19 protein-coding genes are annotated in these 18,995 nt (G+C 74.5%); 14 read left to right on the forward strand and 5 right to left on the reverse strand.

Translation table 11 applies throughout. The features are described from left to right. Positions 1-60: 60 nt before the first annotated feature. The 5 genes from BXY45_RS12840 to BXY45_RS12860 all read left to right on the forward strand — a co-directional run bounded on the left by BXY45_RS12840 (position 61) and on the right by BXY45_RS12860 (position 4,589). A complete protein-coding gene (locus BXY45_RS12840) occupies positions 61-1,074 on the forward strand; it encodes a DNA-3-methyladenine glycosylase family protein (protein ID WP_211319530.1) in 1,014 nt (337 codons plus the stop codon). Between the two features lie 166 nt (positions 1,075-1,240). After that, positions 1,241-1,687: a hypothetical protein gene (locus tag BXY45_RS12845; RefSeq protein WP_146211189.1), complete on the forward strand. Its 447-nt coding sequence runs from the start codon at positions 1,241-1,243 to the stop codon at positions 1,685-1,687. Between the two features lie 4 nt (positions 1,688-1,691). Further along, positions 1,692-3,734 (forward strand): signal peptidase I, encoded by a 2,043-nt coding sequence (locus BXY45_RS12850; RefSeq protein WP_109774909.1) that lies wholly within the window; start codon positions 1,692-1,694, stop codon positions 3,732-3,734. A gap of 217 nt (positions 3,735-3,951) precedes the next feature. After that, positions 3,952-4,176 (forward strand): FitA-like ribbon-helix-helix domain-containing protein, encoded by a 225-nt coding sequence (locus tag BXY45_RS24855; RefSeq protein ID WP_425468328.1) that lies wholly within the window; start codon positions 3,952-3,954, stop codon positions 4,174-4,176. Then, entirely contained in the window at positions 4,173-4,589 is a 417-nt protein-coding gene (locus tag BXY45_RS12860) for a type II toxin-antitoxin system VapC family toxin (RefSeq protein WP_109774911.1), read from the forward strand. The genes BXY45_RS24855 and BXY45_RS12860 overlap by 4 nt, the downstream gene beginning before the upstream one ends. A 61-nt stretch (positions 4,590-4,650) precedes the next feature. Here BXY45_RS12860 and BXY45_RS12865 read toward each other — a convergent pair whose 3' ends face one another. Beyond that, the gene (locus tag BXY45_RS12865; RefSeq protein WP_211319531.1) at positions 4,651-5,553 is read right to left on the reverse strand and encodes an SDR family NAD(P)-dependent oxidoreductase; all 903 of its coding nucleotides are present in this window, start codon (positions 5,551-5,553) and stop codon (positions 4,651-4,653) included. A gap of 72 nt (positions 5,554-5,625) precedes the next feature. Here BXY45_RS12865 and cofD point away from each other — a divergent pair, with 72 nt between their 5' ends. The 6 genes from cofD (at position 5,626) to BXY45_RS12900 (ending at position 14,655) form a co-directional block, all read left to right on the forward strand. Next, complete coding sequence (gene cofD / locus BXY45_RS12870; RefSeq protein WP_109774933.1) at positions 5,626-6,651, forward strand: 2-phospho-L-lactate transferase; 1,026 nt, start codon at positions 5,626-5,628, stop codon at positions 6,649-6,651. Between the two features lie 77 nt (positions 6,652-6,728). Beyond that, positions 6,729-7,121, forward strand: a complete 393-nt coding sequence (locus BXY45_RS12875; protein WP_109774913.1) for a Fe-S oxidoreductase — start codon at positions 6,729-6,731, stop codon at positions 7,119-7,121. Further along, complete coding sequence (cofE, locus tag BXY45_RS12880) at positions 7,118-8,248, forward strand: coenzyme F420-0:L-glutamate ligase (protein WP_109774914.1); 1,131 nt, start codon at positions 7,118-7,120, stop codon at positions 8,246-8,248. The genes BXY45_RS12875 and cofE overlap by 4 nt, the downstream gene beginning before the upstream one ends. A 766-nt stretch (positions 8,249-9,014) precedes the next feature. After that, positions 9,015-9,260, forward strand: a complete 246-nt coding sequence (locus BXY45_RS24860; RefSeq protein WP_170131492.1) for a WhiB family transcriptional regulator — start codon at positions 9,015-9,017, stop codon at positions 9,258-9,260. Positions 9,261-9,430: 170 nt separating this feature from the next. Then, positions 9,431-12,934, forward strand: coding sequence for a glycosyltransferase (locus BXY45_RS12895; RefSeq protein WP_146211191.1), 3,504 nt, complete (start codon positions 9,431-9,433; stop codon positions 12,932-12,934). Beyond that, complete coding sequence (locus BXY45_RS12900) at positions 12,931-14,655, forward strand: DUF5719 family protein (protein WP_109774916.1); 1,725 nt, start codon at positions 12,931-12,933, stop codon at positions 14,653-14,655. The genes BXY45_RS12895 and BXY45_RS12900 overlap by 4 nt, the downstream gene beginning before the upstream one ends. 100 nt (positions 14,656-14,755) lie before the next feature. Here BXY45_RS12900 and BXY45_RS12905 read toward each other — a convergent pair whose 3' ends face one another. The 3 genes from BXY45_RS12905 to BXY45_RS12915 all read right to left on the reverse strand — a co-directional run bounded on the left by BXY45_RS12905 (position 14,756) and on the right by BXY45_RS12915 (position 15,978). Then, complete coding sequence (locus BXY45_RS12905) at positions 14,756-15,115, reverse strand: hypothetical protein (RefSeq protein ID WP_109774917.1); 360 nt, start codon at positions 15,113-15,115, stop codon at positions 14,756-14,758. A gap of 82 nt (positions 15,116-15,197) precedes the next feature. Beyond that, on the reverse strand, positions 15,198-15,428 hold the full coding sequence (locus BXY45_RS22915; RefSeq protein WP_146211192.1) for a hypothetical protein: 231 nt from the start codon (positions 15,426-15,428) through the stop codon (positions 15,198-15,200). Positions 15,429-15,540: 112 nt separating this feature from the next. Continuing rightward, positions 15,541-15,978 carry a metallopeptidase family protein gene (locus tag BXY45_RS12915; protein ID WP_245961790.1) on the reverse strand — a complete coding sequence of 146 codons (438 nt, stop codon included), beginning with the start codon at positions 15,976-15,978 and terminating at the stop codon, positions 15,541-15,543. Between the two features lie 176 nt (positions 15,979-16,154). Here BXY45_RS12915 and BXY45_RS12920 point away from each other — a divergent pair, with 176 nt between their 5' ends. Next, positions 16,155-16,517 (forward strand): DUF3499 domain-containing protein, encoded by a 363-nt coding sequence (locus BXY45_RS12920; RefSeq protein WP_109774920.1) that lies wholly within the window; start codon positions 16,155-16,157, stop codon positions 16,515-16,517. Between the two features lie 33 nt (positions 16,518-16,550). Here BXY45_RS12920 and BXY45_RS12925 read toward each other — a convergent pair whose 3' ends face one another. Beyond that, positions 16,551-16,868 carry a hypothetical protein gene (locus tag BXY45_RS12925; RefSeq protein ID WP_109774921.1) on the reverse strand — a complete coding sequence of 106 codons (318 nt, stop codon included), beginning with the start codon at positions 16,866-16,868 and terminating at the stop codon, positions 16,551-16,553. Positions 16,869-17,031: 163 nt separating this feature from the next. Here BXY45_RS12925 and BXY45_RS12930 point away from each other — a divergent pair, with 163 nt between their 5' ends. Together BXY45_RS12930 and BXY45_RS12935 are read left to right on the forward strand one after the other, a co-directional pair. Further along, positions 17,032-18,468 (forward strand): phosphomannomutase/phosphoglucomutase, encoded by a 1,437-nt coding sequence (locus tag BXY45_RS12930; protein ID WP_109774922.1) that lies wholly within the window; start codon positions 17,032-17,034, stop codon positions 18,466-18,468. After that, positions 18,468-18,671, forward strand: coding sequence for a Trm112 family protein (locus tag BXY45_RS12935; RefSeq protein WP_109774923.1), 204 nt, complete (start codon positions 18,468-18,470; stop codon positions 18,669-18,671). The genes BXY45_RS12930 and BXY45_RS12935 overlap by 1 nt, the downstream gene beginning before the upstream one ends. Positions 18,672-18,995 lie beyond the last annotated feature (324 nt).

The following is an 18,995-nucleotide window of genomic DNA, read 5'->3' on the forward strand; positions in this document are numbered from 1 at the left end:
TGATCGTCGAGGAGGGATGGGGGGTTCCGCGGGGGGATGTGCAGAGCGCAGGATGGGCGGGTGACAGCGGGTGGCGCTCCGGTGGCGCAGCGCACTCTCGTGCTGGCTCAGCCGCTCGACCTGTCGGCCACGGTCGGGCCACTGCGCCGCGGCGGGGGAGACCCGGCGGTGCGCCGCGTCGGTGTCGGGCCGGGCGCCACGTGGTGGTGGGCGACCCGCACGTCGCAGGGCACGGCCCTGCTACGTCTGCAGCACCTGCGCGCTGGTGGGCCGCACGGCGTCGTCGAGGCAGCGGCGTGGGGGACGGGCGCCGGCGTCGTCGTCGACGGCGTCCCCGAGCTGCTCGGCGAAGAACAGGACTCCTCCGGCTTTCGGCCGCTCGCCCACCACACCGCGCTGGTCTCCGCGTGGCGCCGCCACGGCGGCGTGCGGGTGCTGCGGACGCGGGCCGTCTTCGAGGCGCTCGTGGGGGCGGCCCTGGAGCAGGTGGTCACCGGGGTGGAGGCGCACCGGGCGTGGCGCGACCTGCTCTGCCGCTTCGGGGAGGTCGCGCCCGGGGGGCTTCACGACGTCGGCAGCGGTGGCCCGTCAGCGCCCGGCGGCCCTGCCGAGGGGATGCGCGTGCCGCCGAGCGCCCGTGAGTGGGCCGCCATCCCGAGCTGGGAGTGGCTGCGCGCGGGGGTGGAGGAGCGACGCCGCAGTGTGGTGCTGCACGCCTCGCGGTGCGCCCCGGCTCTGGAGCGCACGGTGTTGCTGCCGCCCGAGCGCGTTGAACCGGCGCTGCGGACCCTGCCCGGGGTGGGCGTGTGGACGGCGGCGGAGGTGCGCCACCGCGCCCACGGAGACCCCGACGCCTTCTCCTTCGCCGACTACCACGTGGCCAAGAACGTCTCCTATGCGCTGACCGGTGAGGTGCTCGACGATGCCGGGTGCGCCGAGGTCATCGAGTGCTACCGCGGCCACCGCTACCGGGTGCAGCGGCTGCTGGAGCTCGACGGCATCGCCAGGCCCCGCCGCGCTGCGCGGATGACACTGCCGCGCCACGTGCCCGTGGCCACCGGCATGAGGTCCTGACCAGGACGTTCGCGGAGGTGCCGCCCGGTGATCGGCCGAGCGAGGGCGATCGGCGGCCGGAGATGAGGCAAACGGGGGACACAGGGCTGTCCCCCTTCAAGGCACAGCCGTTCCCCGTCGATGCCGCCTCGGAGACCACCCATCGGACGGCATCACGGAGGAAGCCATGCGGCGAAAGACCGCCATAGTTTTAGGCGTTTCGGGCGCCGCACTGGCCCTCACGGCCAGCAGCGCCTTCACAGCGGCGGGCCTGACCGTCTCCCCGTCTGCGGGTTTCATCGGTGGCACGCAGACGGTGACTGTCAACGGCACGACGGTCAGCAGCGTCGCCTACACGGCCGATGCACAGGACGCCGCGAAGACGGGCAAGATCGTCCTCACGTTCTCCGACCACAACGCCAACGCCAAGGTTCCGGGAATCGTCTTCACCTTCACATCGGCCGCCACGACTGCGGGTCGAACCGCCCCCTCCTGGACCTGCAGTGCCATCGCCTCGGTCGGAAACACCGCCAACTCCGCCTCGGAGTGCGGCGCCGGCTCGTCCGTCAGCGGCGCAGGCGGCACTGCCTTCCTGACGGACGACCTCGTGTCGTACGCATTGACGGTCTCCTGATGCCGTGACCCTGTGCCAGCGCGTCGCCGCCGTCGCGACCACCCTCGTGGTGGTTGTGGCGGCGGCGGTCGTGCTGGCCGTGCAGACCGGGTGGGTGACGGTCGTCGTCACCCACGGGATCAGCATGAACCCGGTCTACTACCAGGGAGACCTGGTGGTGGCCGCGCGCAAGGAGAGCTACCAGGTCGGCGACATCGTCGCGTTCGACCACGACGACCCGGACGCTTCCAAGACACGGGTGCTGCACCGCATCATCGCCGTCCAGGCAGACGGCATTGTCACCAAGGGTGACAACCGTCAGACGCGGGACCCCGGTGTGACCCCGTTCGACAAGATCCTCGGCCGAGCGATGCTCCACGTGCCCCAGGCCGGCAAGCTCGTCAACGCCGCAGGCAGCCCGTGGGGCATTGCTGTGCTCGTCGGTGGACCACTGCTGCTGTCCCTCATCGGGGGAGCCGCTGGTGTAAAGCGCGGCGGAACGCGGGCGCGGCGTGCCCGGGCTCGCCGCGCCGAGGCTGCCGGCGCGCCGTCGCGTCGCCAGCTGCGTCCCGGTGTCCCGGCTGGATCGGCGAACACCGAGCGGTGGGCTCAGCGACAGGGGCCGTTGCCCCCACGGCCGGGCTCGTCCTCAATAACCGCGTCCGGCAACCCCGTGGCGCTTGGAGTTGTCTTGGTTCTCGGGGCCGCCGGTCTCGGCCTGGGGATGAGCAGCTGGACGGCACCGCCAGAGAAGACCAGGACCGAGGCCGCCGATGACCTCGTACGCACCGCGACGTTCTCCTACACCGCAGACGTGCGGCGCTCACCCGTCTATGACGGCACGACCGTCACCTCGCCGGCGCCGGTATTCCGGAAGGTCGCGACCGGTGTCTACGCGGACCTCGCCTACCGCGGTGCCGCAGGGGAGGCCGGCAGCATCGACCTCAGCGCGAAGCTCTCCAGTCCGGGGGGCTGGACGACGACGATGCCGATCTCGTCCGGGCTGCGCTACGGAGGCGGCGCTGCCGACCTGCAGGAGCCTCTCGACCTCGATGCGTTCCTGGCGCGGTCCGCGGCTGCCGCGGCGATCACGGGGCTCGAAGCGCAGCCTCTCGCGGTGGTGCTGACGGCCACTGTCACCCCGGACAGCGGTGGTGCGGGCCCAGCCACCAGCGCCGGGGGGCCGCTGGTCGCCACCATGCCTCTGACCGTCACCGACTCCCGGGTCACGCTGGACGGGGACAGTGCCTCGCTGGTCGCGACCGCCAAGGAGCCGCAGACGCGGACCGTCACCGAGCCCGGTTCGGTGTCCTTGGTCGGGCTGAAGCTGCCCGTCCAGCCGGTGCGCGTCACCGCCGTCGTCCTGCTCGTTCTTGCGGCATTGGGCGGGCTCGTGCTGGCGATCCTGACCGCCGTCGCCCGTTCCCGTGCCGCCCGCGCCGACGCGCGCAGTACCGAGACCGAGCGCGTCGCCGCGTGCCTCGCCGACCTGCTCGTGCCCGTCGTGGAGATCCCCGGCGCCGAGACGGCCGTCGAGGTCATCTCACCCGAAGCCCTCGAGCGCCTCGCCCGTGCGCACGAGCTGCCCGTGCTGCACCGCCGCGGTCACGGGGCCGCGGTGTTCGCCGTCGTCGTCGAGGGCACCACCTATACGTGGTCCGAGCACGACGGCGAAGTCGTCTCCGACGAGGGCTTCCTCCTCGACCATGTGTTGCACCCCGAGGACGACGACAGCGGCACCTACGCCCGGCGCGCGCCGTGGGAGGAGCCGCCCATCGTCTTCGCCCCGCGGCACGCGACCCCGAACCCGACACCTCCGACCAACCAGCCCCTGTCACCTCGCCGCGCTGCGATCGCGGCGGAGCGCGAACCGCTGCCCGACGAGCCGAGCTTTGAAGAGCTGCTGCAGCCGGACCCCTTCTCCCGCCTCGTCGATCCCGACCCGTTCGCACGGCTCGGACCGGCGGCCCGAGGGCCATCCCGTGCGTCGGGGCGGCGTGCGAAGACGAATGAACGGGGCTCGACCCGGCGGGAACCCCCGCCGGGTCCTTCGCACGTCCGGCGCTGACTCTGCGCTGATCGGCGTGGCGTTTTCGGCTGTTCACCGTTAGGTCGCCCATGGACCGGGCTTCACCACCGGGTGGCCTCGCTCTCACTGGGTGGCCTGACGCCCGGCTGGAACCCTCGAGACCGGGAGACAGCCCACCCAGTCGACGGGGCGCCCGGCCGTTCGAGTAACAGCAGGACAGCAGCGACGCTGCTACTTTGGCAGCATGCCCGTGTCGATGACTATCCGGGACGTCCCTGAGGACGCACGGAACGAACTGGCGGCTCGCGCCGCTCGCGCAGGCCAATCCCTGCAGGAGTATTTGAGGGCCCTCGTCATTGAGCAGGCTTCGCGGCCCACGGTTGACGACATCGTGCGCCGCGCCCGGGCACGCGCCATCGCCACGGGAACCACGGTGACGACAGAAGAGATCCTCGCTGCGCGGGATGCTGACCGGTCGTGAGCCTGGTCGTCTGCGATGCGTCGGCGCTCGTTGCCGTCCTCATCGGCGCCGACGGTGCCGACGGCGGCATCGATCGCGGCGCCTGGGCGGCAGAGCAGTTGCTCGGTGCCCGCCTCGCAGGTCCAGCCCTTCTTCCGTTCGAGGTGAGCAACGTGATCAGGCGGCTGGAGCTCAGCGGCGCCGCATCAGCGGACGTGACGGCCCAGGCCCACGCAGATCTGATGGCTCTCCCCGTCCAGCTCTTCCCCTACGAGGTCCTCGCTGCGCGGACCCGGGAGCTCCGGGCCACCATCACGAGCTACGACGCGAGCTACGTCGCTACTGCCGAACTGCTCGGCGCGCCTCTGGTCACCCTCGACGTCCGGCTCTCACGAGCACCGGGGCCGCGGTGTGAGTTCCGAATGCCCGTGTGAGCGCAGCGGGACGTCGCTGGCCGCGACCCTCGCCGTCGTCGTCCTGATCTGGTCTGGCAGATCAGAGACGCAGGCGGCGCAGCAGTCGTGGCGGCACCCACCGCAGCACCTCGGTGACGGCTTGCGCGCCCGGGGGCGCCCACACGACGTCGCGCTCGAGCTCCAGGCCCTGGGCGGTGAGGTCGGCGACGGCCTCCTTGGTGGTCGCCAGCCAGGCGGACCGCCCGGCCGTCATCCGCGTCCGCACGAAGCCGGGGCGCACCACCACCACGCGCACGCCGTCACCGCGGACCGCTTCGCGCAACCCCGACACGAACGCGTCGAGCCCGGCCTTGCTCGCCCCGTAGGCGAAGTCGGTGGAGCGGGCGCGTACCGCGGCGGCGCTCGACAGCACCACCAGCGTGCCCCCGCGCTGAGTCTTCAACCGCTGCGCAGCCTCGGCGGCCAGCGCTACGGGCGCGACGGTGTTCACCTGCACGAGGTCGGCCGCGGCCGCCGGGTCCTGCCAGGAGCGCTTGCCGTCGGGCAGCACCCCCAGGGCGAGAACGACGACGTCGACCGGCCCCACGGGCACGCCCGCCGCGACCCCGCGTGACCCGAACGCCTCCGCCAGCGCGGGCGACCACGTCGACTGCTGGTGCGCGTCGAGCGGCACCGGTCGGACGCGGTGGCCCTCGGCGGCCAGCGCGGCCACGGCCTCGGACAGGCGTGGACCGGGGCGACCGGCCAGCACCACGTCGAGCGAACGGTCCAGCCCGAGGCGGCGCACGAGCGCCAGGCCGATGTCGGAGGTGCCGCCGAGCAGCACCACGCGTTTCGGCTCGTGAGGAGGGCGGACCGGCAGCGCGGGGGGCGCAGTCGTGGCGCTGGGGGCCGGATCGTCGTCGCGACCGGTCAGCTTGCTGGCGAGCTGCTCCGAGACGCGGTCCGCGAGATCACCGAGCGGCAGCTTGGGGAGGCGCACCCTGGCCATGCTGGCCGAGGGGTCTCGTTCCGGCCAGACCGGGGCCCCGCAGCCGGTGTGAAGATGGACGACGTGCTCATCACGGCCATCGCCGGAGGCGTCGGGGGTGCGCGCTTCCTGCGCGGGCTGCTCGCCCACCTCGCGGCCTCGCCCGACCCCGCCCGTCGCAACGCCCGCGTGATCGCCGTCGTCAACACCGGCGACGACGCCACCATGCACGGCCTGCGCATCACCCCCGACCTCGACACGGTGATGTACACGCTCGGCGGCGCCGTTCACGAGGAGCAGGGCTGGGGACGGCGCAACGAGAGCCATGTCGTCTCCTCCGAGCTCGCCGCGTACGGCACCGGGCCCGACTGGTTCACCCTCGGAGACCGCGACCTCGGCACCCACGTGTTCCGCACGCAGCTGCTGGGGGAAGGGCTGCCGCTCTCGCGCGTGGTGGAGCGGTTGTGCGAGCGATGGCTCCCCGACCCCGGAGAGGGCAAGCCGAGCGTGCGGCTGCTGCCCATGAGCGACGACGACGTCGAGACCCACGTCCACCTGGCCGACGGCCGGACCGTCCACTTCCAGGAGTGGTGGGTGCGGCTGCGGGCCTCCGTCCCCGCCACCGGCTTCAGGCAGGTCGGAGTCGATGCGGCGAAGCCCGCTCCGGGCGTGCTGGAGGCGCTGCGCGACGCCGACGCCGTGCTCCTGCCGCCGTCCAACCCGGTGGTGAGCATCGGCACGGTGCTCGGGGTGCCCGGCGTGAGGGAGGCGCTGCGGGACGGCGGGGCGCCTGTCGTCGGCGTCTCCCCGATTCTCGGGGGGAAGGTGGTGCGGGGCATGGCCGACGCGTGCTTGTCCGCGATCGGGGTGGAGACGTCCGCCCTGGGAGTGGCCGGTCTGTACGCGGACCTGCTCGATGCGTGGCTGGTCGACGACGACGCCGACGGCGCCCTGCACGGGACGTCGGTGCCCGGCGCTGCGCCCGGCCGGGGGCGGGTGATCGCGCGGCCACTGCTCATGAGCTCGCCGCAGGCCGCTGCCGATCTGGCCGGTGCCGCCCTTGACGTCGCGTTGGCTACCGGCCGCCGCCCTGAACGGAGCGCGGCATGACCCCCCACCCCCACCCCGTCCGTGATCATGGACGTCCGCCACCCACCGCGGGGTGGCGGAAGTCCATGATCAGGGCGGTGGGGCGGGTGGCGGCCGAAGGGGTCGGGCTGCTCGCCGCCGCGCTCGCCCGGGCCGACGGCGCGACCTGTCGGATCGTCGAGGTGCCCAGGGTCTCGGCCGTCCCTGGCCGACCCGCGCAGACCGTGAGGGTGCGGGTCTGCTCCGGCGCCCGCGGGCGGACCTACGCCCGCGGCGGCACCACGTACGGCACCACCTACGTCACGGGCGGTAACCCCCGCACGTGCGCTGACGACAGGCTGCGCCACGAGGCCGTCCACGTCCTGCAGTGGCAGCGCTGGGGCCTGCTGCTCCCCCTGCTCTACGGCATCGCTGAGCTGCGCGCCGGCGGCGACCCCACCCGCAACCGCTTCGAGGCCGCCGCCGGCCTGCGCGACGGAGGCTACGCATGAGCGCCCCCCACCCCGGCCCTCCCTCCGGGGCGAGCACCCCACTCCCGCCGCCCGCGGAGGTGGTGGCGCTGTCCGTGCCGGGCCTGCCCGAGATCGGCTCCAGCGACGACCTCGCCGGCCTGATCGCGCGGGCGTGCGCCGCGGCGGGGATCGCGCTGGGGGCGTCCGACGTCGTCGTCGTCGCCAGCAAGGTGGTCGCCAAGGCGGAGGGGCGGAGCATCCCGGCGGCGGAGCGCGAGCGCGCCCTCGACCGGGAGTCCGTGCGGCTCGTGGCCGAGCGGGGCCTGCCGGACGGGCGCACCACGCGGGTGGTGCAGTCGCGGTCCGGGCCGGTGATGGCGGCGGCGGGCATCGACGCCTCCGACGTCGCCGAGGGCACCGTGCTGCTGCTGCCCGCCGACCCGGACGCCTCGGCGCGCGCCCTGCGCTCCCGGTTGCGTGCCCTGCTGGAGCCGCAGCTGGCCGGGGGAGCTCCCGCGGTGGTGGTCAGTGACACCAGCGGCAGGCCCTGGCGCGACGGCGTCACCGACTTCGCCCTCGGCGCCGCGGGCCTGGAGGTCCTCGATGACGCCCGCGGACGCCTCGACAGGTCCGGGCGCGTTATGGAGGTCACCGTGCGCGGCGTGGCCGACGAGGTCGCCGCGCTCGCGGACCTCGTCAAGGGCAAGGCGGCCGGCACGCCGGTGGCCGTGGTCCGCGGGCTGGGGGCCCACGTCAGCGACGACGACGGCGACGGCGCCGCCCGGCTCGTGCGGACGGGACCCGCCGACTGGTTCGCGTTCGGGCACGTCGAGGCGGTGCGCGCTGCGCTCGGGCTCGACGAGCGCGAGGTGGCGCCCCCGCCGATCGCGCCCGGCGGGCCAGTGCGCGACCGGGTGGCCCGGGCCGTGGACGTGGCGGCCGCCGGGCGCGGTCTCGGCGCTGCTGCTGTGTCCAGCGACGGCGAGGTGCTCGCGGTGAGCGGACCCGCCTACGACGTCGGGGTGGCGGTGGAGCGCCTGCGAGTCGCGCTGTGGGCCGAGCGGCTCGATGCCGACGTGGTGCCCGGAGCCGTGCGGACGGTGGACGGCGAGGAGCTCGTGGACGCCTCCGTGGCCGTCGAGCTGCGGGTACGCGAGCGTTCCTGACTGCCGCGGAGGTGGCCAACCGTCCATGATCACGGATGGTCACCCACCCCCTTTGGTGATCATGGGCGCTGGCCACCCACCCCCTTCGTGATCATGGTCCCCCGCAAGCGGGAGGTGCCCCCAGGTCGGCCACTGTGGTACGCGCGTCGTCGCGCTGCGTGACGAGGTGCCCGCCCCGGCCACCAAGCCCATTCGTGGCGCATGTGAAGCGTGGTGCGCCTGTGACTCGTGAGGCGTTTCCGCAGGTCAGTGACCCCACCTTCGCGCCCACCCGGGACGCCCGTCCGGTCTGTCCGATCCGTCCTCACCCCCGCGGGTGCCCGGAGTGTCACGACCTGTCCGCTCTGCCCCGCGGCGCGCGGGGCGCGACACGCCCAGCGCGCAAACCCAAGCCACCGCTTCCTGCGTTTCGCCTGCACGCGGAGTAGTCGCACGTATGTAATTCAGTCACCGCCTCACCGGGTGGGAGCTCCTCCGCGGGGCTTGCTGAGACTTGATGCAAGGAGTCGAGATGAGCGAGAGCACCACCGTCTCCCTCGGCCTGCCGCGACCGCGGACGGCCCTTCCCACCGAGACCGGATCGCTTCCCGTCGTCACCGCCAGTGTTGATCTGGTGACGCCTCGTCGTTCCCTGGAGGCCCTCACCGGCCCCTCGGCCGACGAGCTCGACACACTCGTCGACGACCTGACCGACGACCTCACCGACGACGACGTCGAGGACGGCGACGACGACGAGCTCGGCGACGCCGACCCGGCCCTGCACCTGATGCTGGGCGAGGGTGACGCCGACGACGCCGTCGACTGGCAGGAGCGCGCCCTGTGCGCGCAGACCGACCCCGAGAGCTTCTTCCCCGAGAAGGGCGGCTCGACCCGTGAGGCCAAGCGCGTCTGCATGAGCTGCGAGGTGCGCGTGCCGTGCCTCGAGTACGCGCTGGCCAACGACGAGCGCTTCGGCATCTGGGGCGGGCTGTCCGAGCGCGAGCGGCGCCGCGTGAAGCGCCGCGCGGTCTGACCCCCGGGCCCTCCCCGGCGCCCTCCTCACCCCGCCCCCGGCACGCTCGCTGGGGAGCGCCGGAGCGCGGCGCCGCCGCCAGCGATGTGCGGCGCGCCGCCGGTGCCGGGGAGCTCCGCCCCTCGTCCCGCGCTCCCCGCTCGCCCCGCGACGGGAGTGCGGACGCGCTGATGGCTCACGTCGACGTCGTCGTCCTCGCCTGCGACGGCGAGCGATGGCTGCCGCAGACGCTGGAATCGCTCCGCGCGCAGACGCGCACCCCCGACCGGGTGGTGCTGCTCGACGCGGCCTCCTCCGACGGCAGCGCCGCCCTGCTCGCCGCCCACGCCCGCCGCGCGCGTGTGGTCGGGGGCGCGGCGGTGCTCGGCGTGCTGCCGGTGCGCCGTCGCGCCGGTCTCCTGGACGCCGCGCGGGCGGCCCTGGCTGCCACGGACGCCAGCGCCCTGACAGATCTTCGGGACGACGACGGCGACGACCCGCGCGGGCACAGCCCCCGCCACCACACCGACGTCCCCGCCGCGCTGCGGTGGGTGTGGCTGCTCCACGACGACTGCGCCCCCGCTGCCGACGCGCTCGAGCAGCTGCTCGCCGCTGTCGAGGTGGCGCCGTCCGTGGGGATCGCCGGCTGCAAGGTCGTCGATTGGGACGACGAGGGCCTGCTCCACCAGGTCGGCTTCAGTACCTCCGCGATGGGGCGGCGGCTGACCGGGGTCGACCACGGTGACCGCGACCAGGGCCAGCGGGACCACCGCGACGACGTGCTCGCCGTCTCCACCGCCGGCATGCTCGTGCGCCGCGACCTGCTGGAGCGGCTCGGGGGAGACCCCGCGCTGGCCGTCCTCGGTGAGGACCTCGACCTGTGCCGCCGCGCTCGGCTGGCGGGCTCGCGCGTCGTCGTCGTCCCCAGTGCCGTGGTCCGCCACGTCGACGCCACGCGCACCGGCCGACGCACCACCTCCGCGGCCCGGTCGGTCCGCTGGACCGAGCGCCGCCACGAGGCGCACGCCCGCCTGGCCACCTGCGCGCCGCTGCTGCTGCCGCTCGTGGCCCTTGGAGTGCTGCTGGGCGGGCTGGCGCGGCTGCTCGTGCGCGTGGCCGCCAAGCAGCCCGATCGCGCCGGAGGCGAGCTGACCGCTGTCCTCGCGGCGCTGGCGCGACCGGACCGGGTGCACGCCGCCCGCCGCGCGGCAGCCAGCACCGCGGTGCGCTCGCGCAGGTCGCTGGCGCCGCTGCTCGTGCCCCGGCGCGAGGTCGCCCGCTGGCACCGCGACCGCTGGGCCCGCACGGGCATCAGCCCCCCAACCGGCGTGCTGCCGGTGGTCGCCGCGCGCGCGCTGGCCGCGGCCACCACTCCGCCCTCGGGTGTCCCGGTGGTGCGTCTGCCGCACGTCCCGGTGCCCCGCGAGCCGCTGGGCGGCCAGAGCCCGCACCTGCAGGATCGTCCTGACCAGCCGTTGGACCACCGACTGGACCCGCCCGGCGAGGAGCTGACTCCCGAAGAGCCGCCGCGCCGCGGTCTCGGCGTGCTGGTGCCGCTGCTCGCCGTCCTCCTCGGGGTCGGTGTGGTGGCCCAGCACCCCCTGCTCGGTGCACTCGCGCCCGGGCGGCAGGTGGTCGGCGGTGCGCTGGCCGCCGCCCCCGACCTCGGTGACCTGTGGGCCGCCGCCCGTTCCGACTGGCAGCCGGTCGGCCTGGGCACCGCGGCCCCCGCCGACCCCCTGCTCACCGCCCTGGCGCTGCTGTCCCTGCCGGTGGGCGGGTCACCGCACCTCGCCGTCGTGGCGCTGCTGCTGCTCGCTCTGCCCCTCGCGGCCTGGGGAGCCTGGGCCGCAGCGGGCACCGCGACCCGCTCGCGCCTGATTCGCGCCGTGGCGGCCCTGGCGTGGGCCGGGTCCGCCCCGCTGCTCGCCGCGTCGAGTTCCGGAAGGCTCGGCGCGCTGCTCGCCCACCTCGCGCTGCCCTGGGTGGCGCTGGGGCTGGCCCGTGCGGCCACCGCACCCGCTCGCCGGCCGGCGCTGGCCGCTGCCGCGCTCGCCGGCCTGGCCGGTGCGCTCGCCGTGGCAGGTGCGCCGCTGCTCCTGGTGCCTCTGCTGCTCGTCGTGGTGGTCACGGCGGCGACGTCGCGGCGCTGGCCCGCGGCCGTCCTCTGGGCGCTGCTCGCCCCGATCGCTGCCGCTGGCCCGCTGCTCTCGGCGGCCCTCACCGATCCCCGCGCCCTGCTCCTCGGCCCCGGCCTGCCCCTGGCGGCGCCCGATGTACCGGCGTGGCGGCTGCTGCTCGGTGAACCCGGCGTCGGGCTGGGCGGCGGCGCGCTCGCCGCCTCGACCGGTGACGCGCCCTGGGCCACGGCCGTCACGCTGCTGCCCGGCGCGGCGGCGCTGACCCTCGCGCTGCTGGGCGGCGCAGCGCGCGGTCCGCGTGCCCGCGTGGCCCGCGCCGGCTGGTGGACCGCGGGCGCCGGCCTCGTGGCGGGTGTCCTCGCGGCCGCCGCCGGAGGCTGGGCCGGCCCGGCGACCAGCCTGGTGCTCGCCGGACTCGGCACGGCCGCCCTCGCGCGCGCCCCGCGGACGCTCGGGTCCGCCCCGCCGGTCCATGCGCTGGACGCGGACGACGCTGCGCCCGAGGCAAGCCACGACGCAACCCCAGACGAGGACGACGACGGCAGCGGCCGTCCACGCCCCGCCCCGCGCCGCATGCAGTGGGCCGCCGTCCTCGCGACGGCCGCGCTGGCCGGGCCCGTGCTCCTCCTCACGGCCTGGACGGCGCAGCTGTCGGTCAGGCCCGCCCTGACCGTGCCCGCCGCCGCGGCGCAGGAGCCCGCCGTCGCCGTCGACGCCGCCCGCTCGCCCGACGCCGTGAGCACCCTGCACCTCCAGCTCGACACCCGTGACGTGGACGGCTCCGCGCGCGTGGCGCTGCGCCGCGGCCCGCTGAGCCTGGCCGACACCTCGGTCGTCGCTGATCTCGCCGCCGGTGGCAGTCCCCTCGCCGGGGCGAGCGCGACGACGACGGCGGCGGGCGCGAACGCCGCGCTCCGCTCCGCGACGGCGATGCTCGTGGCGGGATCGACGGATCCGCGCCGGGCGCTCTCCGGGCTCGGCATCGGGTACGTCCTCCTCGAACCCACGGCTGGCTCGCCGGCTCTCGACGAGCAGGCCACCGCGCGGCTCGACGCCGTCCCTGGTCTCTCGCGAGCCGGCAGCACCGACGCCGGTGTGCTCTACCGGGTGCTGCCTGCCAGCGGTGGCGGTGACACGGCCACCGACAGACCCGCGCGGGCGCGGCTGCTGGCCGCCGACGGCAGCGTGCTCGGCGTCCTCGCTTCCCGCGGGCAGGACGTCGACGCCGCGATCCCGCCGGTGGCACCCGTCCAGACAGCGGGCCAGACAGCGGGCCAGACAGCGGGCCAGACAGCGGGCCAGGACGGACGCACCGTCGTCGTCGCCGAGCGGGCAGACCGCGGCTGGTCGGCGCATCTGGACGGGCAGCGGCTGCCCGTGGTGACCGTCGACGGATGGGCGCTGGGCGTGGAAGTCCCCGCCGAGGGCGGGCACCTCGTCATCACCCGCGGGGCGCCGGCCACGGCCGTCTGGGACTGGCTGCAGGCCGCGATCCTGCTGCTCACGGCCCTGATGGCGATTCCCGTCCCGGTGCGCGGGAAGGTCGGCTCGTGAGCATCTTCGGGCGCACCGCCGGGGCGCTCAGCGCGGTCGGGGCGGTGGCCCTCGTGGCGGGCGGGCTGGCGCTGGGCGCCGTCGCCGCTCCGGGGTCCCAGGTCGGTCCCGAAGGGGCTCCGGGGGCGCAGGCCGCCGCCGTCGACGTCGCCGTGCCCGCCTCGGGCGCGCAGCTGGTCTGCCCCGGGGCTCCGGTGCTCCCCTCCGGCGACGCCGCCGCCACTCCGGCCCGCGGCGCCGCGGCAGCAGGGGCGGCGGCTGCGGCGTCCGTGGCGAGCGGGACGACGGGCCTCGTGCTCGGCGGCGGGCCCGGCGCGCTGAGCGGTCGCCCCCTCCTCCAGCACTCGGGCGGCACCGGAGGCACCGACGGCTCGGACACCCCCCAGGCGGCGGCCGGCGCGCAGCTGGGTGACGTGCAGCGCGTCGCCGTCGACGGAGCCGCCGCGTCCACCGGCGCGGCGACCGGCCTGTCGGCGGGCCCGGTCGACGGTCACGCGCCGCTGCTTGCGGGGGCCACCGCGTCGGTGACCACCGCCGGTGACCTGCGCGGCCTGTCGGCTCCCGCGTGCGTGCGGCCCGCCGAGCAGACGTGGCTGGTCGGCGGTGGGACCGGTGCCGGCCGCTCGACGCGCCTCGTGCTCGCCGACGTCGCACAGACCCCGACCACCGTTGACGTCACGGTGCTCACCGCGCAGGGTGCCCAGCAGCCGAGCGCCCTGCAGGGCCTTTCGGTGGGCCCGGGGGAGCAGCGGTCGGTGCTGCTCGAAGGTGCGCTCGCCGGGACGGGTGGTGGAACCGGCGACGGTGCTGCCGGCGCTGCCGGCGCGGCGGGCGCCCCGCTGGCGGTGCAGGTCCGTTCCTCGGCCGGTCCGGTCGCGGCCTGGCTCGTCGAGACCGTGCTCCACGGCCTGGTGCCCGGCGGCACGGACGTGGTCGGCCCTGCCGCGGCGCCGTCCACCTCGCTCGTCGTCCCCGGCGTCGCCACCGCCGGCTCGCAGCCCGCCGTGCTGCGCCTGGCCAACCCCGGCGCCGACCCGGTGGTCGCCCGCTTCGCGGTGGTCGGGACGTCGGGGGCCAGCGTGCCGTCGGGGACTGCCCCGGCGACGGCGGTGCCCGCGCAGTCCGTCGTCGACGTGCCGCTGGCCTCCTTGCCCGCGGGCGGCGTGGCGCTCTCGGTCCAGGCCGACGGACCCGTGCTGGCCGGGGTCCGTACGGACAGCGCACCGGCGCCGGACGGCAGCCGCCCCGGCGACCTCGCCTGGAGCGCGGCTGTCGACCCCCTGGCCGGCGCCACGCTCGTGGCCGTGCCGCCGGCGGCGAAGACGGGCCGCAGCGGCTCGGTAACCACACCCGACGTCCGCCTCGTGCTGAGCTCCGAGGGCGCGTCGGAGGTCGACGTCGCCGTCGTCGGAGCTGACGGACGCACCAGCGGCGCACGCCGCGTGGAGCTGCCCGCATCGACCACCACGGCCGCCGACGTCGACGATCTCGCCCGAGCCGCCGGCGCCCAGGGGGTTCCGATCGCGCTCCTGCTCACCCCGGTGGCCCCGGTGGAGGGCGCGAAGGACGCGGGGAAGGACGGCGCCGGTCAGGTGGTCGCGGCGCTGACCTCGCGCGTCCCCGCGAGCGGGGGCGACGGGGGAGATCTCGTCTCCGTGGCGCCGGTCGCAGGTGGGGCCCAGGTCCCCGCCGCGGTACCGGTGACGATCACCTCTCCCTGAATGGGGCCTCGCGTACCACGGCCTGGCGCCCGAGGGCATCGAGCAGCGCGTCCTCTCGAGCAGCTTGGGAGGCGTCGATCACGCCGTCCACGCCGAACTCTCAGTGATGGTGGGCGAGGTAGCTTGTCAGCGCCTCACGAGCCAGTTGAGAGACCTTCATGCCACGTCGGCGTGCCTCCTGCTCCGCGCGGTCGCGCAGGTCCGGAGAGGCGCGGAAGGCAATGCGCGCAGAGGACTCTCCTGGCACTCCTGACAGTGGGGGACGGCCAACTGGGCGCAGGTGCGCCGGTAGGGGCCGACCGGCTGTCTCGAGCAGTTCAGTCACCAGGTCTTCGGCGCCGTGCTCGTCCAGGTGCCGCCCGCTTTCAAGGGTCACGGGGGTGAGGTCGAGATCGAGGTCTTCCACCCGGTCGACCTCGAGGGAGCGCCCGTCGGTGGTGCGGATGTTGATGTTGTTCATGGTGTCGTCCCCTGAAGGTGAGGAGAACTCGCGGCAGGTCGCATGGCGGTGGCGTGTGGAGGTGGAGGAGGTAAGCGTTGACCTACGGGCCCTTGCGTCGTAGTGCGGTCGGCATGACGTGAAGGACGAGCAGACCGTCGGGGACGAAGACCACGAGCAGTTCCAGCTCAAGGCCTCGATCGTCGGGTCCAACGAAGAGCAGTGCCTCCTCCCCGCGTTTGCTCCTGATAGGCCAGCCCGGGCAGGTGTGCAGGACGTGCAGAGCGTGAGCCTTGCCGACCTTGTGTTTGCGCGCCGCCTGGGTGAAAGACACGCGCACACATCAAGAGTAGGCATCTGGATCATTTAGTGCAACGAAACCGCTGTGCTCGGTCGTCCAGAGCCTCACGGCGAGGTGGCGGTCCGATCAGTCGTCGTCGGTCCGATCAGTCGTCGTCGGAGCGGTAGCGCGGGTCGACCTGCTCGGGTGTCATGCCCATCGCGGCGGCCACCTGCTCGACCACCACCTCGTGCACGAGGGCGGCCAGGTCGGCCTCGTCGGTGCCGCGAGTCTCCAGCGGTCGGCGGTACAGGACGATGCGAGGCCGTTGTGTACGCGTGGCGGGAAAGAAACGGCCCAGCGCCACCTCGGGGCGCTCCCAGGAGGCGGAGTCTCCGGGGGGCACGTCCTCGACGGCGAACTCGATCGTGGCCATCTGCTCGGCCCAGCGCCGCTCCAGGCGTTCGACGGCATCGAGGACGACGTCGTCGAACCGCTCCGCGCGGGTCCGCGTGGCGGGCAGCTCCGGCGGCATGAGGGGGCCGCGTAGACCGCGACCGTGCCGGTCACGACGGCGACGGCGGACACCGCGGGCGCTGGGCACCCCACGACCCTAGGGGCCGTATGCCGTGACGGCCTCGACGACCACGCGCAGTGAGGCTCGGGAGGGCTCCTGGCGGGGGGCGCGTGCGTGCGACGCGCCCGGGATCACCGCGACGCGAACACGGCGAGTCACGGCGAATCCGCGACTCTGGGACGGCACGGGAGTACCGTCTCGTCATGGCGTCGCGACGGTGCAGCAGGACAGGGTGCGGGGCTTCGGCCATTGCCACGCTGACGTATGTCTACGCCGATTCCACGGCGGTGCTCGGCCCGCTCGCGCTGGCCGCCGAGCCTCACTGCTACGACCTCTGCTCCGCCCACGCCGAGCGCCTCACCGCTCCGCGGGGCTGGGAGGTCGTGCGGCTCCAGCCGGAGGCCTACGAGCACCGGCAGAGCCACGACGACCTGCTCGCCCTGGCCGACGCCGTCCGGGAAGCCGCGCGCCCCGCACCCGAGCCGGTGCGCGAACCCGTGGCGGCGGGTCCGGTCACCGGCAGCGGGCCGGGGCGTCGAGGTCACTTGAGGGTGCTGCGCGACTGACGCCTGCGCGTCAGGGAGCACCCGAGGCGCCGGTCAGGCGCGGCTGCGCTCCAGCACCTCGGTAATGCTGAGGGTGGTGCCTTCGGTCTCCCACTGCCGGTGCTCGCACCCGCGGCAGGAGCTGAAGCGGACGGCGGTGCCGTCCGTGAGGACGAGCGACAGCACGGTGAGCTGACTGGTGCCGCAGGCGGGGCAGGTCGGCTGCGACGCCGCCTGAAGCAGGGACCCCAGCGGAGCGGACTGCACGGTCTTGCGGCGGCGGCGCGGCGACCCTGATGTGCTCGGGCGGGGGCCCGTGCTCAGCGGGGTGGACGGCAGGGTGGTGGTCGTGGCGGGGTCGGACGGGACCACGGTCCTCCTCGGTGGTTCAGTGCCGGGCACCCGGAGCGTCGGGGGCGAGGGAGGGTGGACACCTCCCGCGGCAGTCATCCCATCGGCGCAGCTCAGTGCTCCATGAGAGGTTCTCCTCCACCAGCCCCGCAGCGCAGCGGCCGACTCGTGACTACTCTTCGCGATCGTGCCGACCCAGCGGATCGACCTCGCCACCATCGTCAAGGCGTACGACGTCCGGGGCCTCGCTCCGGAACAGCTTGACGAGACCGCCGCACACGCCCTCGGGGCTGCCGCGGCCGACGTCCTCGGGGTGGCCGGTCGCACCGGTCAGGCCGGAGGCACCCTCGTCATCGGGCACGACATGCGCCCCACCAGCCCCCTGCTGGTGGACGCGTTCGCCCGAGGCGTGAACGATCGCGGTGGTGACGTGCTCGTCATCGGCCTGTGCTCCACCGACGGCCTCTACTTCGCCTCCGGTCACCTCAACGCGCCGGGGGCCATGTTCACGGCGAGTCACAACCCGGCCGCCTACAACGGCATCAAGATGTGCTTCGCGGGCGCCAAGCCCGTCGGGACGGGCACCGGCCTCGACGACGTGCGGATCCTCGCCCAGCAGTACCTCGACTCCGGCGAGCTGCCGACGGCCGCCGCTCGCGGCACCCGCAGCGACCGTCCGCTGCTCGCCGAGTACGCAGCGCACCTGCGCTCCCTCGTCGACCTGTCCGGTTCCCGTCCGCTGAAGGTCGTCGTCGATGCCGGCAACGGCATGGCGGGCCTCACGGCCCCTGCCGTGCTGGGCACCGAAGCAGGACTCCCGGCGCTGCCGCTCGACGTCGTCCCCATGTACTTCGAGCTCGACGGCACCTTCCCCAACCACGAGGCGAACCCGCTGGAGCCGGCCAACCTCGTCGACCTGCAGAAGGCCGTCGTCGAGCACGGCGCGGACATCGGCCTGGCCTTCGACGGCGACGCCGACCGCGTCTTCGTCGTCGACGAGCGCGGCGAGCCGGTGAGCCCGTCGGCGGTGACGGCGATGGTCGCGCTGCGCGAGCTCGCCAAGACCCCCGGCGCCACCGTGCTGCACAACCTCATCTGCTCGCGCGCCGTGCCCGAGCAGATCACCGCCGCCGGTGGCGTTCCGGTGCGCACCCGCGTGGGGCACTCCTTCATCAAGGCCGAGATGGCCCGCACGGGCGCCGTCTTCGGCGGCGAGCACTCCGCGCACTTCTACTTCAAGGACTTCTGGGGCGCCGACACCGGCATGCTCGCCGCGATGCACGTGCTCGCCGCCCTCGGTGAGCAGGACGGCGCGCTTTCCGCCCTCGTCGCCGACTTCGACCCGTACACCGCCAGCGGCGAGATCAACTCGACGGTCACCGACGTGGCGGGGACGACGGCGGCCGTGCGCGAGACGTGGGTGGCACGCGGCGGCGTCGTCGACACCATGGACGGCCTCACCATCTCCTCGCCCGAGGGCGAGAGCCCGAAGTGGTGGTTCAACCTGCGCCCCTCGAACACCGAGCCGCTGTTGCGCCTCAACGCCGAGGGCGAGGACGCTGCCACCATGGAGCGCGTGCGCGACGAAGTGCTGGCCCAAGTCCGCGGTGGAGCTTCCTGATGGGCGAGCCGTGGCGCGAGGAGTGGGTCCGATCGCTCCTGCGCGACCCCGTGACCGGGGCCGAGCTTGTCGACGTCGTCCTGCCTGACGGCCGTGCCGGGCTGGCCCCGGAGCCGCAGGCAGACCCGGCGCACCCGGTGGCCTACCCCGTCGTCGACGGGGTGCCGGTACTCCTCGCTGACGACGCCGTCGCCCTCCGCTGACCAGCCCCTCCCGCCGTGACCATGGACTTCCCGAGCACTTTCCGACCGTGATCATGGGCTTCCGCCACCCTTGGGCGTGTCGGGCCAGCGGGGGCGAGTGGCAGATGAGCGTCGCGCCTCGACGAGTTCGCTGACGTCTGCGTGCAGAGCTGCGAGGCCGCGGTCCAGGGTGGCCAGCCTTCCCTTGCGGTCACTCGTCGTCCAGTGCGCGGACCTCATCGCTCGTCATTGAGCCTTTGCCACTAGGACTTTGAGTGGTGACGCTGCGTCACACGGTGTGGTGGTGCTCCAGGTGCAGCACCACCAGCGCCGCAGCGACGATGG

It is taken from the genome of Quadrisphaera granulorum (assembly GCF_003149145.1).
Lineage (GTDB): Bacteria > Actinomycetota > Actinomycetes > Actinomycetales > Quadrisphaeraceae > Quadrisphaera > Quadrisphaera granulorum.